We start from the raw sequence: 22,523 nt of genomic DNA on the forward strand, positions 1-22,523 counted from the left end.
ACCCCTCGCCAAAGAAAGCCACCAGCCATGCCGCATTTTCTGGATATCCACACCACTGACAAGCCTGCGCTGCGCGGGATGATCGATCAGGCCCGCGCCATGAAAGAGGCGCGCAATGGTCTGCCCAAGGCCACGCCGGATGCCGACCAGCCCTTGCGCAACCACATGGTCGCGCTGATCTTCGAGAAACCCTCGACCCGCACCCGCGTCAGTTTCGATGTCGGCGTGCGCCAGATGGGCGGGCAGACCATGGTGCTCTCGGGCAAGGAAATGCAGCTTGGCCATGGCGAGACCATTGCCGACACCGCCCGCGTGCTGTCGCGCTATGTCGATCTGATCATGATCCGCACATTCGAGGAAACCGTGCTGCAGGAACTGGCCGAATATGCATCCGTGCCGGTCATCAACGGGCTGACGAACCGCACCCATCCCTGTCAGATCATGGCCGATATCCTGACCTATGAGGAGCATCGCGGCCCGATCAAAGGGCGCAAGGTGGTCTGGTCGGGCGATGGCAATAATGTCTGCGCCTCTTTCCTGCATGCGGCGGGGCAGTTCGGGTTCGATCTGACCTTCACCGGCCCCGAGGCTTTGGACCCTGACCCGGAATTCGTGGCGCTGGCCCGCGCCGAGGGGGCGAAGATCGAGATCATCCGCGACCCGGTCGAGGCGGTCGCGGGGGCTGATCTGGTGGTGACCGATACCTGGGTCAGCATGCATGACAGCCAGTCCAATCGCGAGCGCCGCCACAACCTGTTGCGCGCCTATCAGGTCAATGACGCGCTGATGGCGCAGGCCAAGCCTGACGCGCTGTTCATGCATTGCCTGCCCGCGCATCGCGAGGAGGAAGTCACCAATGCAGTGATGGACGGCCCGCAATCGGTGGTGTTCGACGAGGCCGAGAACCGGCTTCACGCGCAGAAAGCGGTGATGCGCTACTGTCTGGGGCTGTAAGACAGCAAAGGCCGCGCGGATTGCGCGGCCTTTGTGCTCTTTTGTGGCGGGGTTACTCTGCCGGAACCGCCTCGGGGGTTTTGGCAGCGCCGAAATGGCGGCGGTTCAGCTGCCAGACCAGCCAGATCATTGCGGCCTGTGACAGGAGCGCCACGGCCGTCAGCGCCCAGTAGGTAGCGCCGAATTTCGCGATCAGACCGGCATCGACCAGCCCCTTGTTGACGAAGAAATGCATCAGCACCGCGAAACCGACACCGGGGCAGACCAGCGCGTAGGAGCCGGGCGAGGTCTCGCGACCGAAGATGAAGCGTCTGGCATAGCCCTGACGGATCAGCACCAGCCCGGCGAAGATCAGGAAGATCACCTGCACCGACAGGAATTTGGTCAGCAAGACCAGCGTTTCCCCGGCGACGGCGCTGCCGCCGAAATGCTCGTGCAGACCATGGTTCTGGCGCAGGCTCAGGATGCCCAGAACCGCGAGCAGCGGCACGATGATCGAGAGCGTCGGCGCGGTTTCGGGGTTGGCGCCGTTTTCCATCATCGAGCGGATGCCGAGGATCATGGCGACGACCGCGATCAGGCTCGATACCATCAGGAAGAAGGTCGAGAAGACCAGCCCGAGGCCCGAAAGCGCGGGCATAGTACTGAGGGCTGCAGGGGCAGCGAGGCCGACCCCCACCATGGCGAAGGCGAAGGCGGGCAGGATCTGGCCGAAATTGTTATTGGCCGCGCAGTTGAAACCGCCCTCCGTCAGCACCCGGCCCAGAAAGCCACCATAGAGCCTGAAACCATAGGCGCCGATCGCAAGGAAGGTGATCATGGCCAGCGGGAACAGGTATTCGACGATGGACCACAGCCCCGGCACAAAGACCATGCCAAGGATGAAAAGCACATTCACCGACATGGCCAGCGCCAGCGGCATGGCCATGACCTGACTCTGGGCATTGGTTTTCGAGAAGGCGGCGAAGCTTTCGGTTTTCGCCCAGACTGAGAAGCGGCGCAGGTTCCAGACCAGAAGTTTCAGGTTCAGGAAGGAGAAGATGGCAATCCCCGCCATCGCGACGAGAATCATGCCCTGGGTGAGTGTGCCGCCGGTGGCGAAGGCGGCGGTGATATCCTCGAAAACCGGGACGGTCTTGCCGGGATGCGGGATCCAGTGCATCAGCCACATGAAGAATGTAACCGCAAGCCCCCCTGCCCCGAGCGAGGCGAGGAAGTAGAGCGGCGAATAGCTGTCCGATGGGCGCTTAACGTGATCTGTCATGGCGCGGGCTCCTTTCATATTTATGTTTTTGAATATGTCTATGTGAGTTCACATTACACTGTGGCAGGGTGTCGCATGGCGCGAGGCGCAATGCTAAATCTGGTAGGATACCGCGCACAGCCCGCAATATGGGCCAAATGCGCTTGACTTGGCCCCGGAATGCACAGACACTCCTGCCCCAGTATCCACTCGGGTTTTCTCGCGCGTGCAATTCAATCGTCTGCGTCTCAATGGCTTCAAGAGCTTCACGGACCCCACGGATCTGGTGATCCATGCGGGTCTGACCGGCGTTGTCGGCCCCAATGGCTGCGGCAAGTCCAACCTGCTGGAAGCGCTGCGCTGGGTGATGGGCGAGAATCGCCCGACCGCGATGCGCGGCGACGGCATGGAAGATGTGATCTTCGCGGGCACCGATTCGCGTGGGGCGCGGCATTTTGCCGAAGTCAGCCTGCAGATCGACAATCGCGAGCGGCTGGCCCCAGCGGGTTTCAACGATGCCGATACGCTGGATATCACCCGCCGCATCACCCGCGACGCGGGCAGCGCCTATAAGATCAATGGCAAGGAAGTCCGCGCGCGGGATGTGCAGATGCTGTTTGCCGACGCCTCGACCGGCGCGCATAGTCCGGCGCTGGTGCGGCAGGGACAAATCTCGGAGCTGATCAACGCCAAGCCCAAGGCGCGGCGGCGGATTCTGGAGGAAGCGGCGGGAATCTCGGGCCTCTATCAGCGCCGCCATGAGGCGGAATTGCGGCTGCGCGCGACCGAGACCAATCTGGAGCGCATCAGCGATGTGATCGAGCAGATGGCGGCGCAACTGGCGCAGCTTGCCCGGCAGGCGCGGCAGGCGGCGCGCTACCGCGAGATCGGCGAGAAGCTGCGCCGGATCGAGGGGCTGTTATTCTATCGCCGCTGGCGCGAAGCGGATCTGGCCCGCGCAGAGGCCGAAGAGGCGCTGCAGGCCGCGCTTCGCGACAATGCGGCGCTGGAACGTGCGGCGCGCGACGCGAGTGCGGCGCGTCTGGCGGCGGAGGATCAACTGCCCGGCCTGCGCGAGGAAGAAGCGGTCGCGGGCGCGGTAATGCAGCGGCTGGAAGTGCAGCGCGACACGCTGGCCAATGAGGAAGCCCGCGCCGCCGAGATCTTGCGCAACCTGCAGGCCCGCATTGTGCAGCTTGGCCGCGATATCGAGCGCGAGACCAGCCTGAACACCGATGCGCAGGAGATGATCACGCAACTGGGCTGGGAGCAGGAGCAGATCGCCAAGGCCAGCGAAGGTCAGGATGCGCTTGTGGCGGAAGCGGCGGCGCTGGCCTCGGACGCGGCGCATGCCTTGCAGGAGCATGAATCGGCGCTGGGGACGGCGACGGAAGATGTGGCGCGGCTGGCGGCGCAGCACCAGTCGCTTGAGCGCCAGATCCGTGATCTGCAAGCTGCGCTGACCAAGGCAGAGGACGCGCGCGGCGCGGCGCAGCGCGCGAAATCCGAGGCCGAGGCGGCCTTGGCGGCGCTGGATGGGGATGTGTCGCAGGCCGTGGCGGAACTGGAGGCGATACGCGATCTGACCGAGGATGCCGAGGCCACGCTGGGCACGCTGGAACAGACCCGCAGCGCCGCGCAGAGCGAAGAGGCCGAGGCGCGCAGCGCGCTGGCCGAGGCCGAAGGCGCGGCGAGCACTCTGCGCGCCGAACTTGCGGCGCTGACCCGGCTGCTGGAGCGTGACCGCAGCGATGGCGCGCGGTTGCTGGACCAGTTGCGGGTGGCGCCGGGGTTTGAGCAGGCTTTGGGCGCGGCGCTGGGCGATGATCTGCAGGCGCCGCTGGCCAAGGGCGGATCGGGCTGGGTCGCGCTGGAGCCCTACCCCGAGCCACAACCCCTGCCCGAGGGGATTGCGCCCCTCGCCCCGCATGTGACCGGCCCGGAGGCGCTGCTGCGGCGGCTGAGCCAGATCGGGATTGTCGAGGGGCCGGAGGGGGCTGCGCATCAGGCGGCGTTGCGCCCCGGTCAGCGTCTGGTCTCGCGCACGGGCGATCTGTGGCGCTGGGACGGGCTACATCTGGCCGCCAAGGACGCGCCCAGTGCCGCCGCCCTGCGCCTGCAGCAGATGAACCGGCGCGATGCGCTGCGCCGCGACATGGACGCGCAAGAGGCGCGGCTTGACGCGCTGCGCGGCGCGCATCAGGCGCAGAAAGCGCGGCTGGAGGAATTGAACCATGCCGAGCAGCAGGCGCGCGATGCGCGGCGGGCAGCGGATCAGCGGCTGATGGAGGCCACGCGCGCGCTGTCGCGGGCGGAATCCTCGCAATCCAGCGCGCAAAGCCGGGTCGAGACGGCGACGGCGCAGATGGAGCGGCTGGCGCTGGAGACGACCGAACTGCGCCAGACCGAGCAGGGCTTGCAGGCACAGATGGCCGATCTGGACGATCTGGAGGTCGCGCGCCGCGAGATCGAGATGCTGCGTATGGCGGTGGAAAGCGCGCGGATCGCGATGATGTCGCGGCGCGCGCAGGCCGATGAGGCGCGGCGCGAGGCCACTGCCCGCGTGAGCCGCGCGCAGGAGATCACGAAATCTCTGAGCGGCTGGCGGCACCGGCTGGAAACGGCGGATGGCCGGATCGCGGACCTTTCTGCGCGCAAGGCCGGGGCCGAGGCTGAGTTGAAAGAGGCCAGCGCCGCGCCGGAAGAGATGGCATTGCGCCGCGCGGCCCTTGGCGATGAGCTTGCCCGCGCCGCGACGCGGCTGGCGGCTGCGCGCGACGCGCTCTCTGCCGGGGACAGCGCCTTGCGGGCGGCGACCGAGGCGGAACGGGCGGCGGAACGCGCGGCCTCTGACGGGCGCGAGGGGCGCGCGCGGGCTGAGGCCCGGCGCGACGCGGCGCGCGAAAGCGTGGCGGTGGCTGCGGCCCGGATCGAGGAAGAACTTGACTGCACGCCCGAGGTGCTGCTGGCGCAATTGCAGGCCGACCCCGAAGAGATGCCCGAAGCGCGCGTCATGGAGGAAGAACTGAGCCGGTTGCGCCGGGCGCGCGATGCGCTGGGGGCGGTGAATCTGCGCGCCGAGGAAGATGCGCGCGAAGTGCAGGGCGAGCATGATCTTCTGGTGCAGGAAAAGGCCGATCTGGAAGCGGCGATCAGCAAGCTGCGCGCAGGCATTACCGCGCTGAACCGGGAAGGGCGCGAGCGGTTGCTGGCGGCCTTCGACAAGGTGAATGCAAATTTCACCACGCTTTTCACCCATCTTTTTGCAGGCGGTGAGGCGCGGCTGGTGCTGGTGGAAAGCGATGATCCGCTGGAAGCCGGGCTTGAGATCATGTGCCAGCCACCGGGCAAGAAACTCTCGACGCTCTCGCTGCTGTCGGGGGGCGAGCAGACGCTGACGGCACTGGCGCTGATCTTCGGGGTGTTTCTGGCCAATCCCGCGCCGATCTGCGTGCTCGACGAGGTGGATGCACCGCTGGATGATGCCAATGTGGCGCGGTTCTGTGATCTCTTGGACGAGATGACGCGCCGGGCCGACACGCGCTATCTGATCATCACCCATAACGCGCTGACCATGGCGCGGATGGACCGGCTGTTCGGTGTGACCATGGCCGAGCGCGGGGTCAGCCAGCTGGTCAGTGTCGATCTGAAAGCCGCAGAGACATTGGTGGCGTGATTTCCGCTCGACAAGGGCAGTGCTTCGCGGTTAGCTGAACGTGTGAAGCAAATTTGCGGTCCTGCCATGTCCCCTGCTGCGCGCGCGCCCCTGATGACACCTGTTCTGATCGGGGGCTGTATCATCATCATGATCAGCTTCGCGATCCGCGCGAGTTTCGGGGTGTTCCAGATCCCGATTGCCGAGGAATTCGGCTGGCTGCGGGCCGAATTCTCGCTTGCAATCGCGATCCAGAATCTGGCCTGGGGGATCGGCCAGCCGATTTTCGGTGCGATTGCGGAACGTTTCGGGGACCGGCGGGCGATCATCCTTGGCGCGCTGGTCTATGCGGCGGGGCTGGTGCTGTCATCCTTCGCAGTCACGCCCGGCGCGCATCAGGTGTTGGAAATCCTTGTGGGCTTCGGGGTCGCGGGCACCGGCTTCGGGGTGATCCTCGCGGTGGTCGGGCGGGCGGCATCCGATGAAAACCGATCGCTGGCGCTGGGTATTGCGACAGCGGCAGGCAGTGCGGGGCAGGTTTTCGGCGCACCGGTCGCGGAGATCCTGCTGAGTTTCTATTCGTGGCAGATGGTGTTTGTGATCTTTGCCGCTGCCGTCCTGCTGACGCTGCTGGCGCTGCCGATGATGCGCAGCCCGGCCCCGGCCAGCCGGGGCGAGCTGGAACAGAGCATGGGGCAGGCGCTGACGCAGGCCTTTCGTGACCCGAGCTTCACGCTGATTTTCCTTGGCTTCTTTTCCTGCGGCTATCAGCTGGCCTTTGTCACCGCGCATTTCCCGGCGATGGTGACCGAGATGTGCGGACCGATTGCCCCGGACGGGATGCTGGCAGCATTCGGGATCACGACCACATCGGCGCTGGGGGCTGTGGCGATTTCGCTGATCGGTCTGGCCAATATCGGCGGCACGATTGCGGCGGCCTGGCTCGGCAAGCGCTATTCCAAGAAATACCTGCTGGCCTCGATCTATATGGCGCGGACCGTGGTGGCGGCGGCCTTCATCCTGTCGCCGATCACACCGGGATCGGTGCTGCTGTTTTCTCTGCTGATGGGGGGATTGTGGCTGGCCACGGTGCCGCTGACCTCGGGGCTGATCGCGCATATCTACGGGCTGCGCTATATGGGCACGCTCTATGGCATCGTGTTTTTCAGCCATCAGCTGGGCAGTTTTCTGGGGGTCTGGCTGGGGGGCAGGCTCTATGATCTGCATGGCGATTACACGCTGGTCTGGTGGGTGGGGGTCGCGGTCGGGCTGTTTTCGGCGATTGTGCATCTGCCGGTGAAGGAACGGGCGCTGAACCTGCGGCCTGCCTGAACGCCGCTGTTCTATTTGAGTATTTTTGGCAAGAAAATGTCAGAACCGGGCGGCATGGGAGCCGGCCCAATGGCCCGTGGCAAGGCAGGCGGTCAAGAGATAGCCGCCGGTGGGCGCTTCCCAGTCGAGCATTTCGCCTGCGGCGAAGGTGCCGGGCCAGCCCTGCAGCATCAGCCCATCGGTGAGCGCCGCGCGGGGGATGCCGCCTGCGGTCGAGATCGCCTCGTCCAGCGGGCGGGGGCCGCGAAGCGGGAGCGCGAGCGTCTTGAGTTGCGCGGGGGCGGCGGGGATATCGCGGGCCAGTTCGAGCGCGAGGGCGAGCCGCGCGCCATCGAGCTTCAGCGCGCGGCGCAGCCGGTTCTTGGTGGAAAGTCTGGCGGGCTGGCGCGCGAGGCGCTCTGTGATCTGCCCTTGGGTCAGGTCGGGGAAAAGGTCGATGCTGAGCGGCGCCCCTTCGCGCAGCTTGCGCGACAGGGCATAGATCGCGCCGCCCTCGACCCCCTTGGCAGAGAGGACAAATTCGGCGCGGATGGACTGGTTACCCGCGCTGAGCCGCGCACCCTTGATCGGCTGGCCGAAATGCGCGGTCATATGCGACGACCATGTGACGCAAAAGCCCATATTGGCGGGCTGGAACGGCGCCAGCGGGATGCCACGCGCCGCAAGATAGCCGGTCCATGCCCCGTCAGAGCCCAGCCGCGCCCAGCTTGCGCCGCCAAGCGCAAGCACTGTGACCTGCGGCACGAGACTGCGGGGGCCGTCGGGGGTGGCGAAATCGAACGCGCCGCCCTGCCAGGACCAGCCGCGCCGCAACTCCACGCCGATCCGGTCGAGCCGCGCCAGCCAGGTCCGCAGCAGTGGCGAGGCCTTCATCGCCCTGGGAAAGACGCGGCCGGATGAGCCGGTGAAGAGATCTTGGCCGAGCGCTTCGGCCCAGGCGCGGATCTGATCGGGGCCGAACTGGCGCAGCATGGGGGCGAGCCAGTCGCGGGCTTCGGCATATTGCGCGATCTGGGCGTCGAGCGGGGCTGCGTTCATCAGGTTCAGCCCGGATTTTCCGGCCATCAGGAACTTGCGCGCGGGCGAGGGTTTTGCCTCGCAGATCACGACCCGCCGCCCGGCCTGCGCCATGCGCTCCGCCGCCATCAGCCCGGCAGGACCGGCGCCGATTACAAGGGCATCTATGGGTTCGGACAGGGGCATGGCGGGCTTTAACAGAGTTTTGAGGAATGAGTCTTATTGTGAAATAGCGCGCGAGACCACATAGTTGTGAGGAGCAGATATAGACAAAGTCCGCAAATGTCCGAACTGATCGTAAGTTCCTATAACATCCACAAGGCGGTTGGCACCGACATGCGCCGTGACCCGGCACGCACGGTACAGGTGATCCGGGAGATCGGCGCGGATATCGTCGCCTTGCAGGAGGTTGACCGGCGTTTCGGCGACCGCAGGGGCGTGCTGGACCCGGACCTCTTGCAAAGCGAAACCGGCCTGACACCGCTTGCGCTGACCGACCGGCTGGGGACGCGCGCGCATGGCTGGCATGGCAATCTGCTGCTGCTGCGCGGCGCGGAAGTCGAGCAGGCGCAGGCTGTGACCCTGCCCGGACTGGAGCCGCGTGGGGCGATCATCGCGGATATCCGGATGAACGGTCAGCCCTTGCGGGTGATCGCGGCGCATCTGGGGCTGCTGCATCAGTCGCGCCTGTTGCAGGCGCAGTTCCTGACCAAGGAGATTGACAGCGGGGATGGGCGGCCGACATTGGTAATGGGGGATTTCAACGAGTGGCGGCTCGGAGCGGGTTGCTCGCTGATGCCCTTGCGCCGGGGCTTGCGGGCGGTGAAGCGTTCGGCGGATACGATCGCGAGTTTTCCCGCGCAGATGCCCATGCTGCCCCTGGACCGGATCATCGGCTGCAGGCGCGCGGAGGTTTTTGATCTGCGCGTACATGACAGTGCCCTGGCGCGCAGGGCGTCGGATCACCTGCCGATCCGCGCGGCGCTGAGGCTGTCAGAGGCGCAGAGCGCGGTGGTTTGACTGGGCGCGCTGCAGGCCAGTGCTGCGGTTGCGGGAGAACCAGTGTGCGGTGACTGGTCCGGAGAGGCGCCGCGACCGTGGGCCGGGGTTGCCGGGGTTGCCGGGAGAGGCTGATGTCCCTGCGCCGGAGGTGCAAGCAGTGACGTGCTCGGTGGATGTAATCGCGCGTTTCCCCTCCCGCCGCAGATGGCCATGCGGCCGCTGGATCAGTTCATCGGCTGCGGGCCTGCGGAGGTCATGGGGTGGTGCGCTCGTTGTGGTGCACAGGCAGATGGGCGGCATGACGGCACCGTAGTGGTACTGCGCGTCTGACGGTATTCTGGCGCGCAGGGCGTCGGATCACCTGCCGATCCGCGCGGCGCTGAGGCTGTCAGAGGCGCAGAGCGCCGTGGTCTGACTGGGCGCGCTGCGGGCCGGAGTTGCGGTTGCGGGAGAAGCGGTGTGCGGTGATTTGCCGGAAAGGCGCCCTGGCGAGGTTGCCGGGTTGCCGGGACGGGGTGATGCGCTTGCGCCGGAGGCGCAAGCAGTGACGCGCTCGGCGAATGCGATCGCGCATGTGCTGCCGCAGATGCCCGTGCTGCCCTTGGGCCGGATCATCGGCTGGAGGCGCGCGGAGGTCATGGGGTGCTGGGCCATCTGCGGCGCAGTAGCCGATCTGCGCGGGCATGACGGCGCCTTCGCGGTGCGTCGCGAATGACGGCATTCTGGCGCGAAAGGCGTCGGACCATCTGCCGATCCGTGCGGCGAAACCCGGCGCGGGTAAAACGCGCAGTGCGGAATCTGTCTCGGGCATGGAATGCGGCAGTCGGTGCCGCATTCGGCAAAAAGCGGATCAGGCCGCAGCACATGCGTGACCGGCAAGGCGGGGTGACTCCGCCCCGGAGGCCCGGGATGACCATCTGTTGCACAGGTTTCAGGGCGCACTGCTTGCTCAATCGCCCTTGCAGGGCTATGTGTGCGCGGTCCGACACGAAGCGCAAGAGAGCCCCGATGGCCGATCCGAAGAAGCTGTTCATCAAGACCTATGGCTGCCAGATGAATGTCTATGACAGCGAACGCATGGCCGAAGCGCTGGGCGCGTCGGGCTATGTCACGACGGAACGGGTGGAAGACGCGGATATGATCCTGCTCAATACCTGCCATATCCGCGAGAAGGCCGCCGAGAAGGTCTATTCGGAACTGGGGCGGTTCAAGCCGCTGAAAACCGCCAATCCTGATCTGAAAATCGGGGTTGCGGGCTGTGTGGCGCAGGCCGAGGGCGAGGAGATCATGCGCCGCCAGCCGCTGGTCGATCTGGTGGTCGGGCCGCAGACCTATCACCGGCTGCCTGCGATGGAAGCGGCAGTGCGGGCGGGCGCGCGCGCGGTGGATACGGATTTCCCTGAAGAGGACAAGTTCGAGCATCTGCCCAAAGCCCCGCGCGCCAAACGCGCCCCGGCGGCCTTTCTGACCGTGCAGGAGGGCTGCGACAAGTTCTGCGCCTTTTGCGTGGTGCCCTATACGCGCGGCGCCGAGGTCTCGCGACCCGTGGAGCGCGTGCTGCGCGAGGCGCGGGATCTGGTGGAACGCGGGGTGCGCGAGATCACATTGCTGGGCCAGAATGTGAACGCCTATCACGGCGAGGGGGCGGGCGGCACCTGGGGGCTGGCGCGGCTGATTCGGGAGCTTGCGAAGATCGAGGGACTGGCGCGGATCCGGTTCACGACCTCGCACCCCAATGACATGGAGGATGACCTGATCGCCGCGCATGGGGATGAGCCGAAGCTGATGCCCTATCTGCATCTGCCGGTGCAATCGGGCAGCGACCGGATATTGAAAGCTATGGCGCGCAAGCACACGGCGGAACAATACCTGCGGTTGATCGACCGGCTGCGCGCGGCGCGGCCTGACCTGCTGCTCTCGGGCGATTTCATCGTGGGTTTTCCCGGCGAGACTGATCAGGATTTCGAGGACACGCTCGCGCTGGTGCGCGAGGTGGGATATGGACAGGCTTATAGTTTCAAATACTCCGCCCGGCCCGGCACCCCGGCGGCTGAAAAGACGCCGGTGCCCGATGATGTGGCCAGCGACCGGCTCCATCGCCTGCAGGCGCTGCTGAGCGACCAGCAACGCGCGGCGCAGGAGGCGATGGTGGGGCGCGAGGTCTCGGTGCTGTTCGAGAAACCGGGGCGTATGGCCGGGCAGATGGTGGGCAAGTCGGATTATCTGCATGCGGTCCATGTCACCGATCCGTGCGCGCAAACGGGGCAGATCGCGCGGGTGCGCATTACCCGATCGGGGCCGAATTCGCTGGCGGGGGAACTGGTCTGATCCGGCCTGACCCGCAATATATTGTGTCACTTTAGCGAAATTTCTCCGAATCTGCGCTGCGGCGCAAATGAATGCTTGCGCGAGTCCGGGTCCGTTGGCAGCATGAAACTATCGACTCGCGGTCCATCCAACCACCACCTGAGGGAGATCTGCTTGGGCATCAGCGCACTGACCCCGCCCACCGCCGCGACCGCCGCCATGCCGTCGCATGTTGAATTCGCCGATAACCGCCTGCTGGTGGAACTCTGTGGTGAATATGACCGGAATCTGACCCATCTGGAAAGCCATCTGGGCGTTCAGATCATCCGGCGCGGCAACCAACTGGATGTTCTGGGGCCCGAGGATGCACGCGCGCATACCGTCAAGATCCTTGAGACGCTGTATCAGCGGCTGGAAGAAGGGCGCAGTGTCGAGCCGGGCGATGTGGCGGCCCTGATCCGCATTTCCCGCGCGCCCGAGACCGAGGAGGGCCCGGAAGAACAGCTGGAGATGTTCCGCACCGGGCGGCTGGAGATTCGCACGCGCAAGAAGATCATCTCGCCGCGCACCAAGGCGCAGCAGGATTATACCCGCGCGCTGATGGCTGATGTGCTGAATTTCGGGATTGGCCCTGCGGGAACCGGCAAGACCTATCTGGCGGTCGCGGTGGGCGTGCAGATGATCTCGGACGGGTTGGTGGAAAAGATCATCCTGTCGCGCCCGGCGGTCGAGGCGGGCGAGCGGCTGGGCTTTCTGCCCGGCGACATGAAGGAGAAGGTCGATCCCTATATGCAGCCGCTCTATGATGCGCTGAATGATTTTCTGCCGTCGAAACAGCTGCAAAAGCTGATGGAGGAGCGCAAGATCGAGATCGCGCCGCTGGCCTTCATGCGCGGGCGCACGCTCTCGAATGCCTTTGTGGTGCTGGACGAGGCGCAGAATGCGACCGAGATGCAGATGAAGATGTTTCTGACCCGTCTGGGCGAAGGCTCGCGCATGGTGATCACCGGCGACCGGTCGCAGGTCGATCTGCCGCGCGGGGTGCAGTCGGGGTTGCGGGCGGCGGAGCGGATTCTGGACGGGGTCGAGGGGATCAGCTTCAGCTATTTCACCTCTGCCGATGTGGTGCGTCACCCGCTGGTGGCGCGGATCATCCAGGCCTATGAGCGCGACGAGGAACAGGGTGGCTGAGGCGGCGCTAGTCGATGTGGTGATCGAGGATGCGCGCTGGGACGAGGATCATCTGACCGGACTGGCCGAGCGGGCGGCGCGGGCCACACTGGCGCATCTGGGCCTGCCCGCAGAAGGTTTTGAGATTGCGTGTCTGGCCTGCGATGACACGCGGATCGCGGCGCTGAATACCGAGTTTCGCGGCAAGGCGCAGGCGACCAATGTTCTCAGCTGGCCGACATGGGATCTCAGCGCGGAAGAAGATGGCGGCGCCCCTGATCTGCCCGAGCAGGGCGATGCGGATGACCCGGAAGCCTTGGGCGATATTGCGCTGTCCTATGACACCTGTGCGCGAGAGGCCGCCGAGCAGGGCAAGGCGTTTGACGCGCATCTGACGCATCTGATTGTCCATTCGGTGCTGCATCTGCTAGGATATGACCATATCCGTGACAAAGATGCCGCGTTGATGGAAGAAACCGAAGTGGCGATACTTGCGCGACTCGGGGTGGCGGACCCATATGAAACCGGGGCCGAGATGCCCTTGTAACACCGGAAAGGACCGATGGGCGATACGACAGACGGATCTAGAGCAGCGCAGCGCGCGCTGGAGGATCCAAGAGAGAGTGAAACGCGTGGCCTGTTTGGCCGGTTGTTTGATGCCCTGACCCCCGATGACGAGGACGCCCGCGAAAAGGCGGATGCGCTGGGACAGACCCTGCCGGGCCTGCCCAATCTGCAGCGTCTGCGTGTGGCGGATGTGGCGATTCCCAAAGCCGAGATCATCGCAGTGGAACAGGGCGCATCGCTGAGCGATATCGTCGCGAGTTTCCGCGAATCCGGCTATTCGCGTATTCCGGTCTATGAGGATACGCTCGACAAGCCGCTGGGCCTGCTGCTGCTGAAAGACCTTGCCCTGCGCTACGGGTTCAACGGCCATCACGAGATTGATCTGCGCGCCTTGTTGCGCCCGATCCTCTATGTGCCACCCTCGATGCCGCTCTCGGTGCTGTTGCGCAAGATGCAGGCGGAGCGGACGCATTTTGCGCTGGTGATCGACGAATATGGCGGCGTGGACGGGCTGGTGACGATCGAGGATCTGCTGGAGCAGGTCGTGGGCGAGATCGAGGATGAGCACGACACGGATGAAGACGCGATGATCATGCAGGAAAGCGCGGCCAGTCTGCTGGTGGATGCCCGCGCGGCACTGGATGAGCTGGAGGAAGAGCTGGGCTTTGCCCTGACCGGCGAGGATGACGAAGAAGAGATCGACACGCTGGGCGGGCTTCTGTTCCTGCTGGCGGGGCGCGTGCCGGTGCGGGGCGAGGTGATCGCGCATCCCTCGGGGGTCGAGTTCGAGGTGATCGAGGCCGATCTGCGCCGCATCAAGCGTTTGCGCGTGCATCTGCCACAGGCGCTGCGCGACGCGGCGCAGTGAGGGGTTTTCCGGTTTGACACGCTGGGCCAGAGCACGGCCACGGCTGCAACTGGCGGTGGGCTATGGCGCGCTTGGCGCGCTGGCGGTGGCCGGGCAGGCGCCGCTGGGCTGGTGGCCGGTCTCGATACTGGCGCTGGCGGTGCTGTTTCATGCGCTGCCGCTGGCGCGGGGCTGGCGGGCGCTGTCGGGCCGGATGTGGCTGGCGGGGACAGGCTATTTCGGCGCGGCGCTGTTCTGGATCGTCGAGCCGTTTTTCATTGAACCCGAAGTGCATGGCTGGATGGCCCCTTTCGCGCTGGTGGCGATGGCGGGCGGCATGGCGCTGTTCTGGGCCGGTGCGGGGGCTTTGGCGGGGCTCGCACAGGGCCGGGCGCGGCTGGTTGTGCTGGGCGCAGGGCTGGTCGTGCTGGAACTGCTGCGCGGCTGGGTCTTCACGGGGTTTCCCTGGGCGATGCTGGGGCATGGGGTGATCGGCACGCCCCTGATGCACCTGGCGGCGATCACAGGCGCGGGCGGGTTGTCGCTGCTGATCGTCGGCGCGGCGGTGCTGCCGGTGCTGGGCAGGGGCTGGATTGCGCGGGGTTTCGGGGCCGCTTCTGCGCTCGCGCTGCTAGCGCTGATCTGGCTCTGGGGGGCGGGGCAGACGGCGCTGCCGCCGGATCGCGCGGGGGTGATCCGGCTCGCGCAACCCAATGCGCCGCAGGATGAGAAATGGCTGCAGGGCAATATGTATCTGTTCTTCAGCCGCTTGCTGGATCAGACCGCCGCCCCGGCTGTTCCTGCGCCTGATCTGGTGCTCTGGCCGGAAACCTCGGTCCCGTTCCTGCTGGAATATCCGGGCGACGCGCTGGAGATGATGGCCGATGCGGCCGCCCTGCACGGGCCGGGCACAGGGATCGGTTTTGGCGTGCAGCGGGTCGAGGGGGAGCGGTATTTCAACTCGCTGGCGGTGCTGACCACCGATGCCGCGATCACCCATATCTATGACAAACATCATCTGGTCCCCTTTGGTGAATATATCCCGTTTTCGGAATGGCTGATGGGCACGCCGCTCGGCGGCCTCGCCGGTCAGGCTTTGATGGGCTACAGCCCCGGCCCCGGCCCTGAACTGCTGGATCTGGGGCCCTTGGGCGTGGCGCTGCCGCTGATCTGCTACGAGTCGATCTTTCCCCGCCATTTGCGGACGGAAACCCGGCCTGACTGGATTTTGCAGGTTACGAATGATGCGTGGTTCGGCGAAGTGACCGGGCCGTTTCAGCATCTGGCGCAGGCGCGGCTGCGCGCGGTCGAGCAGGGGCTGCCGGTGCTGCGGGTCGCCAATACCGGCGTGTCGGCCTTTATCGACGCGCGGGGCGGGATCGCGGCAGAGTTGGGGCTGGGGGTGACCGGGTTCATCGATGGCCCCCTGCCCGGTGCGCTGCCGCACACATTCTACAGCCGTCACGGCGATTGGCCGGTCTGGCTGGCGCTGGCGCTGCTGATGGCAGGCGCTTGCGCGGGCCGGGTTATCCGGCGCTGATCCGGTCGAGGATCAGAGGGCGGTCCGGGGCCGCGTCGCCGATCTGACAGGTGGCGAGGAAGGCCGCGGTCGCGCGCTCGGCCTGTGCCTCATCTGCGGCATGCACGAAGGCGAGCGGGTCGCCTTGGTTGACGGACGCGCCCTCGGGGGCGATCTGCGCGAAGCCCACGCGCGGGTCGATCCGGTCGCTGGGTTGCCTGCGCCCGCCGCCCATCTCGATCACGGCAAGCCCGATTTCGCGGGTGGTGTAGCCTGTGACAATCCCTGCACGCGGCGCGGGGATGGGGCGGATGACCGGGGCTTGGGGAAGATGGGTTTGCGCCTGTTCGATGAAATCCGCTGGCCCGCCCAAGGCGGCGACCATCTGGCCGAAGCGTTCCGCCGCGCGGCCCGAATGGAACGCCTCTTCCATCATCGCGCGGCCCTGATCCGTGTCGGGGGCAAGCCCGGCGATCACCAGCGCCTCTGCCCCCAAGGCGCAGGTCACATCCCACAGGCGCGGGAAGCGGCGCGCGCCGGTCAGGAAATCAACGGCATCCAGCACCTCGATGGCATTGCCCGCACTGGGCGCAAGCGGGGCGTTCATATCGGTGATCAGCGCCACAGTGCGACAGCCCGCACCATTCGCGACCTCGACCAGCGCGCGCGCCAACCCTTCCGCCTCGGTCCGCGTGGCCATGAAGGCGCCATTGCCGCATTTGACGTCCAGCACCAGCCCTTCCAGCCCGGAGGCGAGTTTCTTGGACAGGATCGAGGCGGTGATCAGATCCATCGATTCCACCGTCCCTGTCACATCGCGCACCGCATAGAAGCGCTTGTCGGCGGGCGCGAGGCTGCCGGTCTGGCCGATGATCGCGCAGCCGATCCTGCGCGTGACATCTTGCAGGGTCGCACCATCGGGGGCGGTGTTATAGCCGGGGATCGCGTCGAGCTTGTCGAGCGTGCCGCCGGTATGGCCCAGACCCCGGCCAGAGATCATCGGCACCACCGCCCCGCAGGCGGCGAGCGCAGGCGCGAGCATCAGCGAGACGTTATCGCCAATGCCGCCGGTCGAGTGCTTGTCGATCACCGGGCCACGGTCCCAGTCCAGCACCTCGCCCGAATCGCGCATGGATGTGGTCAGGGCGACGCGCTCGGGCAGGGACATGCCCTTGAGCAGCACGGCCATGGCGAAAGCGCCAAGCTGTGCATCACCCAGATCGCCGGTGGTGATGCCGGAGACCAATGCGCGGATCTCCGGTGCGGTCAGCGTTCCGCCATCGCGTTTGCGGCGGATGAGTTCCTGATAGAGCATGTTGCGGCCTCCGGGTCTTTGGCATGAGCCTTGCCTTTTGTGCGGGCAAAGGCAAGGTTCGGATGCAAGGGGGAGTGACGATGATCGACGCGCGCGTGGCCGCAAGTTTCGGCAAGCAGAGCATGATGGCAAGCCTTGGCGCGGAACTCATGGCGGCGGGGGATGGGCGCTGCGTGATCCGCGCGCCGCGACTGGCGCAATTCGGCCAGCAGCATGGCGCGGCGCATGCGGCGGTGGCCTTTGCGCTGGGCGATTCGGCGGCGGGCTATGCGGCCCTGACCCGGATGCCCGAGGGGCAGGAGGTGATGACCGCCGAAATGAAGATCAACCTGCTTGCGCCCGCGATGGGCGAGGCGTTCGAGGCCGTGGGCGAAGTGGTCCGCGCGGGGCGCAGGCTGACCGTGGTGCGCGCCGAGGTCTTTGCGCTGAGTGGCGGGACACGCAAATCCGTCGCGCTGTTGCAGGGCACGATGATCGGGGTCTGAGGGCGGGGCTGGACAGGGGCGTTGCGCGGGTATAGTGCACAAGTTCACTACTCTCACGAGCCGGACCATGCCCAAGCAACCGACATTCGGAAACTGGATCGGCCTGATCGCGCTCGGGCTGATCTGGGGCGCGTCCTTTCTGGGGGTGGCGGTGGCGCTGGAAGGGGTCTCGCCGGTCTGGATCGCCACGGCGCGGATCGTCATCGGGGCGCTTACCCTGAGCGTGATCGCATGGGCGATGGGGGTGCGGCTGACGCTCTCGCGGCCCGTGCTGGCCTTCGCGGCGGGGATGGCGCTTCTGTCCAATGCCCTGCCCTTCTACATGCTCAGTTGGTCGCAGCAGCATGTCACCTCGGGCTTTGCGGGCATCACCATGGCGGCGATTCCGCTCTTCGTGCTGGGTCTGGCGCATGTTTTTGTGCCGGGAGAAGGGCTGACGCGGCCCAAGGCGCTGGGCTTTGCCCTGGGGCTCCTCGGCGTCGCGGTCCTGATCGGTCCGGGGGTGCTGGCGCGCAGCGGGTCGGAGTTTGAGACGCTGGCGCGATTCGGCTGTCTGGCGGCGGCGCTGTGCTATGCGCTGGGCAGTATTGTCACACGCCGCTGCCCGGAAGTGCATCCGGTGGCCTTTGGCATGATGGCGCTCTGGATCGCGGGCGCGGTCATGATACCTGTCGCACTGCTGAGCGACGGCGTGCCGACCCTGCCCGAATTGCGCCCGCTGCTGGCGGTGCTCTATCTGGGGCTGTTGCCCACGGGCTACGCGACGTTTCTGCTGGTCGGCATTATTCGTTCGGCAGGGCCAAGTTTCCTGTCACAGGTGAATTACCATGTGCCGGTCTGGTCGGTCCTGCTGGGGGCGGTGGTTCTGGGCGAGGAGGTACCGGGCCGCTTCGTGCTGGCGCTGGCGATCATCCTTGCGGGGCTGATGCTGGCGCGGCGCAAGGGGCTGCGCGCGGAACCTGCGGTCTGAGCGGCTTTCGCCCGCGCCCGGCCATGGGCTGATGCGTTCGCCGCGACAGGCTGTTCCATCCGCCACGCCTGACATTTTCTTGCCCCAAATACTCAAAGCGGGCGGGCGCCCCCCTTGCCGTAGGGTGCGTGCTGCAGCACGCACCTTACATCAGCGCGCGCCAGCCGATATCGCGGCGGCAGAACCCTTCCGGCCAGTCGATCTGATCGACCATCTGATAGGCGCGCGCCTGTGCCTCTGTCAGGCTCGCCCCCCGCGCCGTGACATTCAGCACGCGCCCGCCACTCGCCAGAATGCGGCCCGCTTCTGCCTTAGTGCCCGCGTGAAAGACCATATGCGCGCTGTCCTCGGGGCAGGTTTCCAGCCCTTTGATCTCGCTGCCCTTGGCATAGTCGCCCGGATAGCCCTGCGCCGCCATCACCACGGTCATGGCATGGTCATCCGCCCAGTTCACCGCGACCCGATCCAGCCGCCCTTCGGCGCAGGCCAGCATCAGATCCAGCGTCTGCGCGCCCAGCCGCATCATCAGCACCTGACATTCCGGATCGCCAAAGCGGACATTATATTCCACCAGTCGCGGCTGGCCGTCCCGGATCATCAGCCCGGCATAGAGCACGCCCTGATAGGGCATTCCGCGCCGCGCCATCTCGGCCATTGTCGGCCGCACGATCTGATCCAGCGCGATCTGCGCGATGGCATCGGTCAGCACAGGTGCGGGCGAATAGGCCCCCATGCCGCCGGTATTCGGGCCGGTATCGCCATCGCCCACGCGCTTGTGGTCCTGCGCCGTACCGATGGGCAGGCAGGTCTCGCCGTCGACCAGCACGAAAAAGGACGCTTCTTCGCCCTCCATGAATTCCTCGATCACCACTTCGGCCCCGGCAGCACCGAATTCGCCGCCGAACATGGTGTCGATGGCCGCAAGCGCCTCGGCCTCGGTCATGGCCACGATCACGCCCTTGCCTGCGGCCAGACCATCCGCCTTGACCACAATCGGCGCGCCTTGCGCACGGATATAGGCGCGGGCGGCTTCTGCATCGGTGAAATGAGCGTAGCCTGCGGTCGGGGCATCGACGGCGGCACAGATTTCCTTGGTAAAGGCTTTCGACGCCTCCAGCCGCGCCGCCGCCGCCGAGGGGCCGAAGCAGGAAATTCCGAGATCGCGCAGCCGGTCCGCGACACCTGCGGCCAGGGGGGCTTCCGGGCCGATCACCACGAAATCAATGGCATTCTCCTCGCAGAACCGCGCCACGGCCCCGCCATTGCAGATATCGAACGCGGCGCATTCCGCGATTGCGGCCATGCCCGCATTTCCGGGCGCGCAGATCAGCCGGTCGCATTTGGGGTTCTGCAGAATCGCCCAGGCCAGCGCATGTTCGCGCCCGCCGCTGCCCAGCACCAGAATATTCATCATCCGCCCTCTCTTGGCCTTCTTGCCCGCGCGTTCTAGGGTGCGCGCGCGCCCATGACAAGCCGGAGCACTGCCTTGGACCTGATCGACGAGCCCGCCAGCAACACGCCCGAATTTTCGGTCTCGGAGATCTCGGGCGCGGTGAAACGCGTGCTGGAAGGCGAGTTTGGCCGTGTGCGGGTGCGCGGCGAGGTCGGGCGCGTGGTGTTGGCGCGCACGGGTCATATGTATTTCGACCTGAAGGATGACCGCGCAGTGATCGCCTCGGTCAGCTGGAAAGGTCAGGTCGCGAAAATGGCGGTCAGGCCCGAAGAGGGGATGGAGGTCATCGCCACGGGCCGCCTGACCACATTCGCGCCGCAGTCGAAATACCAGTTGCAGGTCGAGAGCGTGGAGCCTGCGGGCGCGGGCGCGCTGATGGCGATGCTGGAGCGGCGCAAGGCGGCACTCGCCGCCGAAGGGCTGTTCGCGGCAGAGCGCAAGCGCCCGCTGCCCTATCTGCCGCGCGTGATCGGGGTCGTGACCTCGCCGCAAGGCGCGGTGATCCGCGATATCCTGCACCGCCTTCAGGACCGGTTCGGGGTGCATGTGCTGCTCTGGCCGGTGGCGGTGCAGGGGCAGTCCTGCGCGGCGGAGGTGGCGCGCGCCATAGCGGGTTTCAATGCTTTGCCTGCAGGCGGTGCGATCCCCCGGCCCGATGTGCTGATCGTCGCGCGCGGCGGCGGGTCGATCGAGGATCTCTGGGGGTTCAATGAGGAAATCGTGGTGCGGGCAGCGGCGGCCAGCGTGATCCCGCTGATTTCCGCTGTGGGGCATGAGACGGATACCACGCTGATCGATTTCGCCTCTGACCGGCGCGCGCCCACCCCCACGGCGGCGGCGGAAATCGCGGTGCCGGTCCATGCCGATCTGATGGCCCATGTCACGACGCTTGACGCGCGCCTGACCCGTGCTGCGGCGGTTTCGGTCAGCCAGCGCCGCCAGCGCCTGTCGGATCTCTCGCGCGCCCTGCCGCGCGCCGAGAGCCTGCTCGCGCCTGCGATGCAGCGGCTGGACCAATGGGCCGAACGCTTCCCCGGCAGTCTGCGTGCGCTGCTGGTGGCGAAGCGGCAGGATTTGCGCTCGACCGCTGCGGGGCTGCGCCCCGCGACCATCACCAGCGAAATCGCCAAGGCCCGCGAACGCCTGAGCGAGCGCGGCACACGCGCCGCGCGGGCCATGGCCAGCCAGATCGACCGCCACCAGACGCGGCTTGCGGCGCTGGAGCGGCTGCGCCAGTCGCTGGGCTATCCGGCAACATTGGCGCGCGGCTATGCGGTGGTGCGGGATGGCGAGGGCACGCCCCTGACCAGCGCGAAATCCGCAGGCGCGGCACCGGCTCTGAGTATCGAATTTGCCGATGGCGAGATCCGCGCAGTGCCGCAAAAGTCACCCAGGCCCGCGAAACCAAAGCCGCAAAAACCCGATCAGGGCAGCCTGTTCTGACCTCTACCTCATTTTCTTGCGGCAAATACTCCGGGGTCCGGGGCAGCGCCCCGGCGCTCTCGTCTATCGCGTCACGCTGGCAATCGCGCGCGCGCAGGCCGCGATGTTGCGCGCCGACAGCCCCGCCATATTCGCCCGCCCATCATCCAGCACATAAACCCCATGCTCGGCGCGCAGGCGCTGCACCTCGTCATGCGAGAGCGGCAGCAGCGAGAACATGCCCTGTTCGGCCGCGACCCCGGCGAAGCGGTCCGATCCGGTCTCGGCGCGCAGGGCCTCGGCCAGCGCGCGGCGATTGGCCTGCACACGCGCGCGCATCGCGTCCAGCTCGGTCAGCCATTGGTGACGCAGCGCCACATCGCCCAGGATCGTGCTGACCACCCGCGCGCCGTGATCGGGCGGGAAGGCGAAATTCTGGCGGTTGAGCCCGGCCAGAACCGCCGCCAGCGTGTCGCGCTGCGCCGCGCTGACAATCGCCATCGCGATCCCCACCCGCTCGCGATAGAGGCCGAAATTCTTCGAGCAACTCGCGGCGACCAGCACTTCGGGCAGGCGCGCGGCCAGATGGCGCAGCCCGCCTGCATCGGCGTCAAGCCCCGCGCCAAAACCCTGATAGGCCATATCGACGAAAGGCACCGCGCCGCGCCGTGCGAGAAGCGCGCCAAGCTCGGCCCAGTCCTGCGGGGCCAGATCCACGCCGCTCGGGTTGTGGCAGCAGCCATGCAACAGCACCACATCGCCCGCCGCCGCCTGTTCGAGATCGGCAAACAGCCCCGGCTGGTCCAGCCCGCCCTCGGGCGCCAGATAGCGATAGGGCCGTGCCTGCAGCCCCGCCGCCGTGATCAGCGGCAGATGGTTGGGCCAGGTCTGGGCGCTGACCCAGATCACACTCTCGGGCCGGGTCTTGCGGATCAGCTCGCAAATCTGGCGCACCGCCGCAGAGCCGCCCGGAGTGCCGACCGCGGCCACCCGCGCAGAGGGCGCCGCGCCGCCCAGAAGCAGGGTTTCCATCGCTTGCAGGAAACCTGCATCGCCCGCCAGCGAGAGGTAGCTCTTGCTGTCCTGCTCGGCCAGGATCCGCGCCTCGGCGGCCTTGACGGCGGCCATGACCGGAGTACGCCCCTCCTCATCGCGGTAGACACCCACACCGAGGTCGATCTTCCCGGCGCGGGTATCTGCGGCAAAAGCCTGCATCAATGCGATGATCGCGTCGGGTTTCGGCGCGGTGAGGGTCTCGAACATCT

Annotated in this window: 18 protein-coding genes; 13 read left to right on the forward strand and 5 right to left on the reverse strand. The window is 66.4% G+C overall.

The features are described 5' to 3' along the window. The first annotated feature begins 27 nt into the window (after positions 1-27). Positions 28-954 (forward strand): ornithine carbamoyltransferase, encoded by a 927-nt coding sequence (argF, locus tag BG457_RS11690; RefSeq protein ID WP_071797333.1) that lies wholly within the window; start codon positions 28-30, stop codon positions 952-954. A gap of 52 nt (positions 955-1,006) precedes the next feature. Here the strand turns inward: argF and BG457_RS11695 are convergent, their stop codons facing one another. Next, positions 1,007-2,218 carry a TsoY family (seleno)protein gene (locus BG457_RS11695; protein ID WP_071797407.1) on the reverse strand — a complete coding sequence of 404 codons (1,212 nt, stop codon included), beginning with the start codon at positions 2,216-2,218 and terminating at the stop codon, positions 1,007-1,009. Positions 2,219-2,423: 205 nt separating this feature from the next. Here BG457_RS11695 and BG457_RS11700 point away from each other — a divergent pair, with 205 nt between their 5' ends. After that, complete coding sequence (locus BG457_RS11700; protein WP_071797334.1) at positions 2,424-5,873, forward strand: chromosome segregation SMC family protein; 3,450 nt, start codon at positions 2,424-2,426, stop codon at positions 5,871-5,873. A 93-nt stretch (positions 5,874-5,966) separates the two neighbouring features. Beyond that, positions 5,967-7,184 carry an MFS transporter gene (locus BG457_RS11705; RefSeq protein ID WP_425434926.1) on the forward strand — a complete coding sequence of 406 codons (1,218 nt, stop codon included), beginning with the start codon at positions 5,967-5,969 and terminating at the stop codon, positions 7,182-7,184. Between the two features lie 39 nt (positions 7,185-7,223). Here BG457_RS11705 and BG457_RS11710 read toward each other — a convergent pair whose 3' ends face one another. Continuing rightward, a complete protein-coding gene (locus BG457_RS11710) occupies positions 7,224-8,387 on the reverse strand; it encodes a BaiN/RdsA family NAD(P)/FAD-dependent oxidoreductase (protein WP_425434927.1) in 1,164 nt (387 codons plus the stop codon). Positions 8,388-8,483: 96 nt separating this feature from the next. Between BG457_RS11710 and BG457_RS11715 the strand changes: the two genes are divergently transcribed. The 7 genes from BG457_RS11715 to lnt all read left to right on the forward strand — a co-directional run bounded on the left by BG457_RS11715 (position 8,484) and on the right by lnt (position 15,634). After that, a complete protein-coding gene (locus BG457_RS11715; RefSeq protein ID WP_071797336.1) occupies positions 8,484-9,221 on the forward strand; it encodes an endonuclease/exonuclease/phosphatase family protein in 738 nt (245 codons plus the stop codon). A gap of 526 nt (positions 9,222-9,747) precedes the next feature. Further along, the gene (locus BG457_RS20290) at positions 9,748-9,918 is read left to right on the forward strand and encodes a hypothetical protein (RefSeq protein ID WP_175546785.1); all 171 of its coding nucleotides are present in this window, start codon (positions 9,748-9,750) and stop codon (positions 9,916-9,918) included. 293 nt (positions 9,919-10,211) lie between these two features. Beyond that, positions 10,212-11,531, forward strand: coding sequence for a tRNA (N6-isopentenyl adenosine(37)-C2)-methylthiotransferase MiaB (gene miaB, locus BG457_RS11725; RefSeq protein ID WP_071797338.1), 1,320 nt, complete (start codon positions 10,212-10,214; stop codon positions 11,529-11,531). A gap of 153 nt (positions 11,532-11,684) precedes the next feature. Next, complete coding sequence (locus tag BG457_RS11730) at positions 11,685-12,701, forward strand: PhoH family protein (protein WP_425434928.1); 1,017 nt, start codon at positions 11,685-11,687, stop codon at positions 12,699-12,701. After that, positions 12,694-13,227 (forward strand): rRNA maturation RNase YbeY, encoded by a 534-nt coding sequence (gene ybeY / locus BG457_RS11735; protein WP_245770997.1) that lies wholly within the window; start codon positions 12,694-12,696, stop codon positions 13,225-13,227. Before BG457_RS11730 ends, ybeY begins: the two co-directional genes overlap by 8 nt. Positions 13,228-13,242: 15 nt before the next feature. Further along, entirely contained in the window at positions 13,243-14,115 is an 873-nt protein-coding gene (locus BG457_RS11740) for a transporter associated domain-containing protein (protein ID WP_071797340.1), read from the forward strand. Between the two features lie 13 nt (positions 14,116-14,128). Continuing rightward, the gene (gene lnt / locus BG457_RS11745) at positions 14,129-15,634 is read left to right on the forward strand and encodes an apolipoprotein N-acyltransferase (RefSeq protein ID WP_071797341.1); all 1,506 of its coding nucleotides are present in this window, start codon (positions 14,129-14,131) and stop codon (positions 15,632-15,634) included. Here the strand turns inward: lnt and deoA are convergent. Further along, positions 15,621-16,928, reverse strand: a complete 1,308-nt coding sequence (deoA, locus tag BG457_RS11750; protein ID WP_071797342.1) for a thymidine phosphorylase — start codon at positions 16,926-16,928, stop codon at positions 15,621-15,623. The genes lnt and deoA overlap by 14 nt on opposite strands. 80 nt (positions 16,929-17,008) lie before the next feature. Here deoA and BG457_RS11755 point away from each other — a divergent pair, with 80 nt between their 5' ends. Then, on the forward strand, positions 17,009-17,413 hold the full coding sequence (locus BG457_RS11755; RefSeq protein WP_071797410.1) for a PaaI family thioesterase: 405 nt from the start codon (positions 17,009-17,011) through the stop codon (positions 17,411-17,413). A gap of 67 nt (positions 17,414-17,480) precedes the next feature. Further along, positions 17,481-18,383: a DMT family transporter gene (locus tag BG457_RS11760; RefSeq protein ID WP_071797343.1), complete on the forward strand. Its 903-nt coding sequence runs from the start codon at positions 17,481-17,483 to the stop codon at positions 18,381-18,383. 145 nt (positions 18,384-18,528) lie between these two features. Here the strand turns inward: BG457_RS11760 and purD are convergent, their stop codons facing one another. Next, the gene (gene purD / locus BG457_RS11765) at positions 18,529-19,794 is read right to left on the reverse strand and encodes a phosphoribosylamine--glycine ligase (RefSeq protein WP_071797411.1); all 1,266 of its coding nucleotides are present in this window, start codon (positions 19,792-19,794) and stop codon (positions 18,529-18,531) included. Positions 19,795-19,848: 54 nt separating this feature from the next. Between purD and xseA the strand changes: the two genes are divergently transcribed. Continuing rightward, positions 19,849-21,279, forward strand: coding sequence for an exodeoxyribonuclease VII large subunit (gene xseA, locus BG457_RS11770; protein ID WP_071797344.1), 1,431 nt, complete (start codon positions 19,849-19,851; stop codon positions 21,277-21,279). 63 nt (positions 21,280-21,342) lie between these two features. Here xseA and BG457_RS11775 read toward each other — a convergent pair whose 3' ends face one another. Further along, the gene (locus BG457_RS11775; protein WP_071797345.1) at positions 21,343-22,521 is read right to left on the reverse strand and encodes an amino acid aminotransferase; all 1,179 of its coding nucleotides are present in this window, start codon (positions 22,519-22,521) and stop codon (positions 21,343-21,345) included. Positions 22,522-22,523: the final 2 nt, after the last annotated feature.

It is taken from the genome of Natronohydrobacter thiooxidans, from assembly GCF_001884735.1.
GTDB lineage: Bacteria > Pseudomonadota > Alphaproteobacteria > Rhodobacterales > Rhodobacteraceae > Roseinatronobacter > Roseinatronobacter thiooxidans_A.

Bases quoted from the DNA above. Each gene is read 5' to 3' on its own strand.
- argF (WP_071797333.1), top strand. From the start codon at position 28: ATGCCGCATTTTCTGGATATCCACACCACTGACAAGCCTGCGCTGCGC.
- BG457_RS11715 (WP_071797336.1), top strand. From the start codon at position 8,484: ATGTCCGAACTGATCGTAAGTTCCTATAACATCCACAAGGCGGTTGGC.
- BG457_RS11775 (WP_071797345.1), bottom strand. From the start codon at position 22,521: ATGTTCGAGACCCTCACCGCGCCGAAACCCGACGCGATCATCGCATTG.
- BG457_RS11740 (WP_071797340.1), top strand. From the start codon at position 13,243: ATGGGCGATACGACAGACGGATCTAGAGCAGCGCAGCGCGCGCTGGAG.
- BG457_RS11705 (WP_425434926.1), top strand. From the start codon at position 5,967: ATGACACCTGTTCTGATCGGGGGCTGTATCATCATCATGATCAGCTTC.
- BG457_RS11710 (WP_425434927.1), bottom strand. From the start codon at position 8,387: ATGCCCCTGTCCGAACCCATAGATGCCCTTGTAATCGGCGCCGGTCCT.
- BG457_RS11755 (WP_071797410.1), top strand. From the start codon at position 17,009: ATGATCGACGCGCGCGTGGCCGCAAGTTTCGGCAAGCAGAGCATGATG.
- miaB (WP_071797338.1), top strand. From the start codon at position 10,212: ATGGCCGATCCGAAGAAGCTGTTCATCAAGACCTATGGCTGCCAGATG.
- xseA (WP_071797344.1), top strand. From the start codon at position 19,849: ATGACAAGCCGGAGCACTGCCTTGGACCTGATCGACGAGCCCGCCAGC.
- deoA (WP_071797342.1), bottom strand. From the start codon at position 16,928: ATGCTCTATCAGGAACTCATCCGCCGCAAACGCGATGGCGGAACGCTG.
- BG457_RS11695 (WP_071797407.1), bottom strand. From the start codon at position 2,218: ATGACAGATCACGTTAAGCGCCCATCGGACAGCTATTCGCCGCTCTAC.
- purD (WP_071797411.1), bottom strand. From the start codon at position 19,794: ATGAATATTCTGGTGCTGGGCAGCGGCGGGCGCGAACATGCGCTGGCC.
- BG457_RS11760 (WP_071797343.1), top strand. From the start codon at position 17,481: ATGCCCAAGCAACCGACATTCGGAAACTGGATCGGCCTGATCGCGCTC.